Annotated in this window: 7 protein-coding genes; 5 read left to right on the forward strand and 2 right to left on the reverse strand. The window is 56.0% G+C overall.

Annotated elements, in window-relative coordinates; genetic code table 11:
* Positions 1 to 109 precede the first annotated feature (109 nt).
* A complete protein-coding gene (locus G392_RS0110855) occupies positions 110 to 556 on the forward strand; it encodes a hypothetical protein (RefSeq protein ID WP_027010225.1) in 447 nt (148 codons plus the stop codon).
* Between the two features lie 108 nt (positions 557 to 664).
* Here the strand turns inward: G392_RS0110855 and surE are convergent, their stop codons facing one another.
* Positions 665 to 1,417: a 5'/3'-nucleotidase SurE gene (gene surE / locus G392_RS0110860; protein ID WP_027010226.1), complete on the reverse strand. Its 753-nt coding sequence runs from the start codon at positions 1,415 to 1,417 to the stop codon at positions 665 to 667.
* A 329-nt stretch (positions 1,418 to 1,746) separates the two neighbouring features.
* Between surE and G392_RS0110865 the strand changes: the two genes are divergently transcribed.
* The 4 genes from G392_RS0110865 (at position 1,747) to G392_RS0110890 (ending at position 9,975) form a co-directional block, all read left to right on the forward strand.
* A complete protein-coding gene (locus G392_RS0110865) occupies positions 1,747 to 3,636 on the forward strand; it encodes a transferrin-binding protein-like solute binding protein (protein WP_156900929.1) in 1,890 nt (629 codons plus the stop codon).
* An 18-nt stretch (positions 3,637 to 3,654) separates the two neighbouring features.
* Positions 3,655 to 6,612, forward strand: a complete 2,958-nt coding sequence (locus tag G392_RS0110870; protein WP_051255708.1) for a lactoferrin/transferrin family TonB-dependent receptor — start codon at positions 3,655 to 3,657, stop codon at positions 6,610 to 6,612.
* Positions 6,613 to 6,755: 143 nt separating this feature from the next.
* A complete protein-coding gene (locus tag G392_RS0110880; protein WP_156900930.1) occupies positions 6,756 to 8,231 on the forward strand; it encodes a surface lipoprotein assembly modifier in 1,476 nt (491 codons plus the stop codon).
* Positions 8,232 to 8,415: 184 nt separating this feature from the next.
* A complete protein-coding gene (locus G392_RS0110890; protein WP_027010230.1) occupies positions 8,416 to 9,975 on the forward strand; it encodes a TerC family protein in 1,560 nt (519 codons plus the stop codon).
* A 67-nt stretch (positions 9,976 to 10,042) separates the two neighbouring features.
* Here G392_RS0110890 and G392_RS14125 read toward each other — a convergent pair.
* On the reverse strand, positions 10,043 to 10,412 hold a 370-nt coding region (locus tag G392_RS14125; protein WP_211224373.1), incomplete at its 5' end, for a hypothetical protein.

The following is a 10,412-nucleotide window of genomic DNA, read 5'->3' on the forward strand; positions in this document are numbered from 1 at the left end:
TCGGATATAAGTCCATCCGCTTTATCAGCTTGGGCGATTGGCTGTTTTTGCTGATTGCCAACAATATTGTACTTGTTGTTTGGTATTTCATTTGTTTGAAAGGATACTGATGATGAAGTTCCAATCTGCATTGGCAGCATTGCTCTTGGTTGTTTCATTGCCCGCGCTGGCTGCAGACTTTAATCCCGTCAAGGGCAGTTACGGAACTTGGTATGGTACGGATAACCATGCTCTGAACATCGACGCAAAGGGCATTGGACATATTGCCGAAGCCCCAAAGCGGTGTCGCCAAAAAAAGAACGGTTTTATCCATGAAAGGGTTGATATTTCAGGAAAACAATTGCTGAAAGACATCAAAACCAGCATGGAATACAGCGATGACAAAGACATTAGCCAGCTTGAAGCATTGATTGACCCCAAGCGAACCTATATGCGCCTTAACGGGGCATTGAGCTGTGGCGATGGTTTGCAATCGTTTATCTATGTCAATGACAAAGTGTCCATCGGTATGCTTGCCGCGCCCGAAGATTTTTACTATATCCTTATCAAACGCTAAAGCCTTTACTTTTTATGTCGGAAAACCCACCCCATCATCAGGCGCTTAAACGCACGGCACAAAAAACCCTGCCCGATTGAAGGCAGGGTTTTTTGTATGATGCGGCAATCAGGCTTGCCGCCAAAAATCTTGCACCGCCGCGCTGTGCGGATAAGCGGTCAAATCCACCTGTAGCGGGGTGATGCTGATAAAACCGCGCTCGGTGGCGGCAAAATCCGTGCCGTCTTCGTTGTCGGACACCGCGCCCGCAGGCCCAATCCAATAAATCGCATCACCACGCGGGTCGGTGGCGGGAATCACGTTTTGAATGTGGTGGCGCCGTCCCAAACGGGTGATTTTGATGCCCTGAATGTCATCGGGGGCAACGGCGGGAATATTGACGTTCCACAGCACGGGCGCTGCGGGCGGGCTTTTGAGCAGGTGCGCCAGCAAACGCCATGCTGCCCGTTCCGCCGTTTCCGCGTGGGCGGCGAAATCGGTGCTGTCCAGCGAAAAGGCAACGGCGGGAATGCCCATCAAAAACGCTTCCGTTGCCGCCGCCACCGTGCCGGAATACAGCGTGTCGTCGCCCATGTTCGCGCCATGGTTGATGCCCGACAGCACCAAATCGGGTTGGCACGCTTCCGGCAAGATGTGCAAGCCCATGTGAATGCAGTCGGTGGGCGTGCCGTTTACGTAATAAAAGCCATTGTCCGCGCTGCGGATGCGCAAGGGGCGGTCGAGCGTGAGCGAGTTGCTCGCGCCACTGCGGTTGCGTTCGGGCGCAACCACGCGCACATTGGCAAACTCCGCCGCCACCCGTGCCAAAATGTTGATGCCCTGTGCGCGGTAGCCGTCGTCGTTGGCAATCAAAATATTCATCAAAATTCCTTTTCGGTTTGAGACCCCGCCGTTTACGGCGGTAAAATCGTTTGTTTATTCGGTCGGGGCGCAAACCCGCCCGAATCAGGGCAAGGCATGGGACTGTGCTTGATGTGCCGCCCTGTGCGTTGAAACAGCGTCCTTACCTGCGGCGTTTGTCGCGTCAAAAAGCACGGATTGTACGTGAAATGCGCCCGCCGCCCAAGTCTGTGTGATTTAACCAAAACACACAATTTCTTTGCATACTGCGGTTTTGTGTGGTAAATTGTTTTAAGAATGATTTGCATTTTTTCTTTGGATTGCCCGTGCCTGCGGGCAAGGAAACCGTCATGAAGTCCACATTTTCCGGTAAAAATCTTTTGTTGTGCCTGCTGTTGTCTGCGTGCGCGGGCGGCAGTTTCGATGTCGACCCTGTGGTGGTGGTCAGTCCGCCGCCGCCGGACGACCGCGCCAATTTGCTGAAAGATGCCGACACCCCGCCCAAAATTTCCGCGCCCGAAGCCGAAGGCTTTATGAAGCCCGCTTTGGGCTACAGCATGCCGATTCTGCGCCGCAACAAATCGCGTACCGATGCGGCAGGCAAGGAAATTGCCAACGGCAAACAGGCGGAAGAGCATTTGCTGCTCAAGCCGTCCGACATCCGCGCCCTGCACCCCACCGACATCGTTGCCGCACCGCATCGGGACGAATTGGCAAAACGCCAGCCCGATGCGGGGGTGGACGTGTCCACGCCCGCGCAGCGCGGCTATCAATTTGTGCATGCGGGCTATTTGGTTAGCGACAAGTTTGATTCTTCAGTTGAATTTGATAGGCGCAAGGGCATTGATTACGAAGGCAGCGAAGGCTATGTGTTTTATCAGGGACGCAACCCCGCGCAAGCCTTGCCGAGCCAAACCGTGCGCTATGAAGGGCATTGGGATTTCGTTACCGATGTCAAACGCCACCGCACCAATTTGTTTCACAACGGTGATGAGGGCGGTGCCGAGATTGTTGGCGGCGGTAGGCAAATGGGTTTTGAAGATTTGTATGGCGAAAGCACCGGTGCGGTGGGCATGGCGGAAATCGATGTTGCCAAAGACAAAAAACTCGGCTTTCGCGCCCGCCAGCATTTGAGTGAGTTTGAAGTGGATTTTGCCAACAAATCTTTGACCGGCAAGCTGAACTACCGTCCCCATCAGCCGATAACCGGCGACCCCGACCTGCCCGTGCGTACCCGCTACACCATTGATGCCAAAATCAACGGCAACCGCTTTAGCGGCAAGGTCAAAGCGGTGGACAGGGAAAATCCGCGCAATTACTTCTTTCTTGCCGATTCGGATTTTCTGGAAGGCGGTTTTTACGGCGGGCGCGGTGAGGAGCTGGCGGGCAAATTCTTGGCAAACGACAACTCCCTGTTCGGCGTGTTTGCCGCCAAGCAGGACAATCCTGCCGATGCCGAAAAAATCACCGATGCCTACGACATCAACATCAGCAGCAGCGATGCGGTCGCGCTGCGCCCGATGTCCAATTTCGGCAGTGCCGACAAGCTGCTGGTGGACGGCGAAACCCTGTCGCTGCTGCCCGACAACAACGAATTGCTGACACGGCGGGACGTAACCCTGCCTTCGGGGCGCGAAGTGGGCGTAACCGTGTGCTGCGGCAATTTGTCGTATCTGAAATTCGGTCATATGCGTAAAACCAAGCTGGCGGACGACCCCGCGCCCGTTGCTGCCGGTGCGGACGATGTTGCCACCGACAGTGCCGCTTTTAGCGGCGCACCCTACGGCTCGTTCCTGTTTGTGCAGGGCGAGCGCACCCGCAGTGCCGATATGCCTGCGGAAGACGGTGCAACCTATCGCGGCACGTGGGACGGCTTCAGCATGAAAAACATCGCGTGGCGCAGCCTGCCCGGTTCGGGCACGGCGGAATTTAAAGTGGATTTCGGCACGAAAGACGTGAGCGGACGTTTGACCGAAACCAACGGCGTGCGCCCCGCTTTCTACATCGATGCCAAAATTCAGGGCAACGGCTTTGCCGGCACGGTACGCACCCATGCGGACGGCATCAACCTCGACCCCGGCCGCGAAGGCAACAGCCCCAAACTGCTGTTCCGCGATGTTGCCGTGCAGGGCGGTTTTTACGGGCCAAAAGCACTGGAATTGGGCGGCACGTTTTTCAACGACGAACACAAAACGGGCGCGGTATTCGGCGCCAAACGTCAGGTATCTGGCGACAAATAAGCATTGAGGAGCATCACGGTGAGCAAATCCCGCAAGAAGCAACCCCCCGCCGCCCGCAAGCGTCTGGTTTTTTGTCCGAAAGCCTTAAGCCTGCTGCTGGCTGCGGCATTGTGTGGCAACGTTTACGCAGACGGCGGAAAAACCGCCAAAACCGCGCCTTCGGGCAATGGTACGGAGCTGAAAGGCATCAGCGTCAAGGGCAGCAAACGCACCCGCACCCACCGCCGCGAAAAAGACATTACCGGCTTGGGCAAAGTCATCAAAACATCGGAAACGCTGGACAAACAGCAAGTCATCGACATCCGCGACTTGGTGCGCTACGACCCCGGCGTGGCGGTGGTGGAGCAGGGGCGCGGCGCCAGCTCGGGCTACTCCATGCGCGGCGTGGACAAAAACCGCGTTGCCACCACGGTGGACGGCATTGCCCAAATCCAGTCCTACACCGTGCAGGGCAACCGTCCGGGCAGTGGCGCGATTAACGAAATCGAATACGAAAACATCGCTTCGGTGGAAATCAGCAAAGGCGCCAGCTCGTCCGAATACGGAAGCGGCTCGCTCGGCGGCGCGGTGGGCTTCCGCACCAAAGAAGCAGATGATTTGATTGAAGACGGGCGCAACTGGGGCGTACGCAGCAAAACCGCCTACAGCAGCAAAAACCGCCAATTGCTCAATTCATTGGGCGCGGCATTCCGCTTGGGCGGCTTTGAGGGCTTGGCGCAATACACCGCACGGCGCGGCGAAGCCGCGCGTCCCCACACCGATGCGACAAAAGGCACGGTGTACGAATTCCGCCGTTTGGGCGGGTTTGTGAGTGCATACAATTTGCAGCAGCCCGATGACGACGGCGGCTTCAAGCGCAACAGCACCTATTTTATTTTGGCAGACGAATGTGCCGACCCCGTCAAACTGACGGGCTGTGCCGAGCCGCGCGCCACCGCCCAAGTGACCAACGACAAGCTCACCACCGGTTCGTTGCTGCCCTCCGAGCTGACCGACAAACAAAAAGAGCTGTTTGCCAAAACCCGCAGCGTTACCGAGCGCGTCAGCCCGAAAGAATACACGGGCGAAGGGCGCGTGTTGCCCGACCCCCTGCAATACCGCACCGGCTCGTGGCTGCTGCGCGGCGGCTACAGCTTCAGCCCCAAGCACAGCATCAACGCCGTGTTCGAGCATACCAAACAACGCTACGACACCCGCGACATGACCGTGCCGGCATATTATCCCTATGATATGAAGAAAGACGGCTGGGCAGTGGCGCATGGCATTTACAAACAAGGTGAAAACATTCTTGACAGCCTGTATTTGGCGAAATTCAAAAGCGGAGAAAGCTCAGACGGTGGCATCAGCAAAGCACCCGAAATCGACAATGCCGTAGGCTTGAAATGGACACGCGCCGAATACACGGACGAACGCCACAAAAAACAACGCTGGGGCATACACTACCGCTACCAAAATCCCGCCAAAAACGGCGTGATTGACACCGCGCAAATCGGTTTCGACCGCCAAAGCATCAACATCGACAACCTGTTGCACGGGCGCAATTGCAGCGTCTATCCCCATGCCGACCGCAATTGCCAAGTCAGCACCGACAAACCTTGGTCGCATGTCAATTTCGAGTCCAACCGCTACCGCGAACAGCACAACCTGTTCCGCATGGAAGCGTCCAAAGACCTGCGCTGGGGCATCAGCCGCCACCGCTTGAGCGCGACCGCAGGCATCGACCGCTTTCAGTCCGTTTTGAACCGCGACAGCTTGGGGCGCGTATTTTCCACACAGGAATACGAATCCGTTGCGGCACCGGACGGCAAACACCGCAACGGCGAATACGACAAACCCGCCATCTACCGCAAAAACGCCCCGCAAATCGTGCATTGGGACGGCTGTAAAGAAAATTTGTCGTCTTATTACGCCTGCGGCGAGCGTTTGATTACGGGCAACAATCTGTTTTTCGGCTTGCGCAACAACATGTCGTTCGGTCAGTATGTGGATTTGGGTTTGGGCGTGCGCTACGACCGCCACACCTTCCGTTCCGATGACCAGTGGACGGGGAAGGGCAATTACCGCAATTGGTCGTGGAACACGGGCTTGGTGGTGAAGCCTACCGCCAATATTGCCTTGTCGTACCGCGCTTCGAGCGGCTACCGCGTGCCGAGTTTCCAAGAGTTGTTCGGCTACCGCTTGCCGGGCAACCGCGTGGGCGAAGACAACAAATTCCACCGCCCCACCAAGGTATCGCCGGAAAAATCGCTCAACCACGAATGGGGTCTGACCCTGCGCGGCGCGGCGGGTACGCTGGAATTGACCCAGTTCGACAACCGTTACAAAGGCTTGATTGCACGCGGCACGCGCTATTATCCGGTGAAGTTTAACGATGATGTGGTGCGCAATCACCCTTTCCAAAATTATTACAATGTGCAGGACGTGCGTTTGGGCGGCACGAACATTGCCGCACGTTTGGAAGGCAACGGCATTTGGGACAAAATTCCGGACGGGCTGTATGCCACCGCCGCCTACAACCGCATCAAGCCCAAATCGGTCAGCAATCGTGCGGGTTTTTCGGGGGTGCAGAGCTATCTGTTTGACATGATTCAGCCTTCACGCTATATTTTGGGCATGGGCTACGACCACCCCGAGAAAAAATGGGGCGCAAACCTGACCTTTACCTACTCGAAGCCGAAAAATCCCGATGAGCTGATGACGTCTTATCAGGGCGGTTCGGGAACGGTGAATGTGGGCGCGAGCAAGTATTCTTCGCGGGCGTGGAAAACCACTGATGTGTCCGCTTATTACAGCCCGCGCAAAAACATGACGTTGCGCGCTTCGGTTTATAATGTGGGCAATTACCGTTATGTAACGTGGGAGGCGTTGCGCCAGACTTCTTCAGGGGCGGTGAACAAGCATCAGGAAGGCGGAAATTATGCGCGTTATGCCGCGCCGGGGCGCAATGCGGCCGTGTCGCTGGAGCTGAAGTTCTGACGGGCATTTGATGACATGATGCGGGGCGTTTGGGCTTTCAAACGCGCCGCTTTCTTTGGTTTGGGCGGGGCGAATCCCGTCCGCATCGGGGCAGCGCACGGCGTTGTGCCGCCCCGTGTGTCGAAACATTAAGGATATGGATTGTGATTTATAAATTTTCTGCGATTGTGGGCGTGTTGCTGTTGTTGTCGGCACAGGTGCTTGCCAACGGTACGGTGTCGGACGAGCAAATCCGCGAACGGCTGAACGACAGCCGCATTCAGGACGAGAGCCGTCCCGAAGCCGCGCCGCCCGCCGCCGCGCCCGAAAAACCGTCCGCCGCCCCCGCCGCTGATGAGGGCAAAACGCTGGAATTGAGCAAAGAACAGTTGTTGGAACACCCCGATTTGCTGGTGCGGGCGCTGATGGCGGCGCTGCTGCAAAACAATCCCGAACATGTGGCGATGCTGTATCCGATTTACCGCCGCCTGCCCGACAATGCGCGCGAGCAGGTGCTGGAAGATTGGGGCGCGGCGGTGTCGGCACGGCATCAGGGGCGTTACGGCGAAGCGGTGCGCCGCTACCGTGCGGTGTTGTCGGCGCAGCCCGATTTGCTGCTGGCGCGTTTGCAGTTGGCAACGGCATTGTTTGAAGACAAGCAGTTTGAAGCGGCAGAAGACCAGTTCCGCCGTTTGCGCAGCGAAACGTCTTTGCCCGACCATCTGCACGCGCACATCGACCAATATTTGGCAGCGTTGCGGCGCGGCAGCCCGTGGCGTTTCGGCGGCGGCATGACCTACCAAAGCGACAAAAACATCAACAATGCCCCCAAAAACCCCGATTTGGGCAACGGCTTCCGCAGCGACCCGCCCGAAGCCGCCAACGGCATCGCCCTGTCGCTGAACGCGGGCAAAAAATTTGTGCGCGGCAACGGGCTGTTTGGCGAAGTGCGCGCCGATGCCAACGGCAAATATTATTGGAACAACAAAAAATACAATGATTTTTCCGTGCGTACGGCGGCGGGGGCGGGCTATCAGAACGCCCGCAGCAGCGTGGCATTGCTGCCGTTTTTCGAGCACACTTGGTATGCGGGCGCGACCAAGCAGAGCAACAAGCTGCAACGCTTTTCGCGCAGCGCGGGCATCACCTTGGAAGCATCGCACCGCTTCAGCCCCAAATGGCAGAGCAATTTTGTGGTCGAATACGGGCGTCAGCGTTACCGCACCCGTCCGCACCTGAACGGGCGCAGCCTGTTTGGTTCCGCCACCGTGTCCTATCTGCCCAATGCCCGCCAATATTGGTTTGCCGGCATCGACCACAACCGCAGCCGCGCCCGCGACCTTGACGATTCCAGCAACCGCACCGGCGTGCGCGTGGGCTGGGGGCAGGAATGGGGTCAGGGCTTCTCCAGCCGCTTGACCTTGAGCCACGCCCGCAAAAACCACTTGGGCATCAACTTTTTCGGCAGCCGCCAGCAAAACCGCGAATGGGGCGTAAACACTTCCCTGTGGCACCGCAAATTGCACTGGAAAGGCGTTACCCCGCGTTTGACGTGGCACTACCACCGCCAGCGCAGCAATCAGGTGTTTTACAGCTACAGCAAACACCGTGTCTTTGTCGAACTGGGCAAACAGTTTTAAGGCGTGCCGTCTTGCATTTTCCCCGCCAAAGGCATAAACTGAAACATTGACATTTTCCACCAACGATATGGACGGTTGCGGGCAGCCTTGCCCCATATTTTTCCGGCTGCCTGAAACGCACGATGCGGCGTTTCCGGCAGCCTTTTCGCGCCCGCACTTTTTAAAATAATCAAGGAACAAAATCATGGACTTTAGCTGGTTGGCCGAACCGCAAACATGGATAGGCTTTGCCACCTTGCTGGTGCTGGAAGTGGTACTCGGCATCGATAATTTGGTGTTTGTGGCGATTTTGGCAAACAAAGTCAAACCCGCCCTGCGCGACAAAGCCCGCATTCTCGGCTTGGGCTTGGCGGTGGTGATGCGCTTGATTATGCTGGCGTTTATGGCAAAAATCATCACGCTCACCCAGCCCCTGTTCCAGCTTGGCGGACATTCGGTTTCCGGCAAAGACCTGATTATGCTGATAGGCGGTTTGTTCCTGCTCTACAAAGCCACCACCGAGCTGCACGAGCGTTTGGAAGGCGCGAACCAGTTTCACGTGGTCGATACCCACAAAAAACACGCCGCGTTTTGGGGCGTGGTGGCGCAAATTTTGGTATTGGACGCGGTGTTTTCCATCGACAGCGTGATTACCGCCGTGGCGATGGTGGAACACATCGTGGTGGCGATGGCGGCGGTGGTGGTGGCGATGGCGTGCATGATTTTGGCGAGCAAACCGCTTACCGAATTTGTGGAACGCCACCCGACTGTGGTGATGCTGTGTTTGGGCTTTTTGCTGATGATTGGCTTCAGCCTGATTGCCGAAGCCTTCCATTTCCACATTCCCAAAGGCTATCTGTATGCTGCGATTGGTTTTTCCGTGTTGATTGAAATCTTTAACCAAATCTCGCAAAAAAACCTGAAAAAGAAAGACTATGCGGGCAGCTCGTGGCGGCAGCGCACCGCCGAAAACGTGCTGGGCATGATGGGGATACGCGAAAGCCTGATTGCCAAATCGGGCGCGTCCGACCGCAGCCATTTTGAAGAAAACGAAAAATCCATGATTCGCAGCGTGCTGACCTTGGCGGAACGCCCGATTTTCGGCGTGATGATTCCGCGCAGCGACATCGAGCGGCTGGACATTTCGCAAAGCCGCGAAGAGCAGCGCAACCGCTTGATTGAAAGCCCGTATTCGCGGCTGCTGGTGGTGGGCAAGGCGGGCGTGGACGAGCCTTTGGGCTATGTGAGCAAAAAAGATTTGCTGGTGCAACTGCTCGCCGATAACGAAATCAACGTCCACACCGCTTTGCGCCAGCCGCTCATGCTGCCTGAAAGCTCTACCGCCTTGAATGCGATGGAATTGTTCCGCCAACACAGCGCGGATTACGCTTTGGTGGTGGACGAGTTCGGCGCGGTGCTGGGCATGGTTACCGAAAAAGATTTGTTGGAAACCATTGCCGGCGAGTTCCCCGAAGCCTTTGAACGGGAAGACAATCCGTCCGTGCATCACATCGGCGGCAGTTTGACGGTGGACGGCGCCTTGGAATACGTGGAACTCGCCCCGCAACTGGGCTTGCCGCCGCAAAGCGATGATGCGGATTTTCACACCGTTGCCGGTTTGATTTTGGAAGAGATGCAAACCCTGCCGGAAGTGGGCGACGGCACGGATTATTGCGGTTGGCGTTTTGAAGTGTTGGAAAAAGACGGACACCGCATCGAGCGCGTGAAAATCAGCCGGATTAAAGAAGATGGCGAAAGCAAGTAACTTAGATTGAAAACCCGACATGAAATTTTTGATTGGACTGAAATTGTCGGGTTTGCGCTGCGCTGCTTCAACCCAAGCTGCGCAGGTTGAAAAAATCAAGTAGCTTGGGTTGAAAATTCAACATTAAATTTTTGATTGGTAAGATATTGTTGGGTTTGCGCTTCGCTCCAACCCAACCTTGTATCTTTCCAACAATGAAATAAAAGCGCATTATTTCACAAAACGGCTGGGTGGGATATTGAACCCAACCTGAGTGCACTGATACTGAAGCGTAAAAAAACCCACCGAGCCGATTCATCTGTAAATCTGAATGGTATCCGAGTGCCGTTAATATAACGGAACACTGCATAAACAAGGAAAGACAAAGATGATGCACTATTTGGGTATAGACGTCAGTAAAGACAAACTGGACATCTGCTGGCTTAAAGACCCTGCCC

It is taken from the genome of Conchiformibius kuhniae DSM 17694, from assembly GCF_000428785.1.
Taxonomy (GTDB): Bacteria; Pseudomonadota; Gammaproteobacteria; order Burkholderiales; family Neisseriaceae; genus Conchiformibius; species Conchiformibius kuhniae.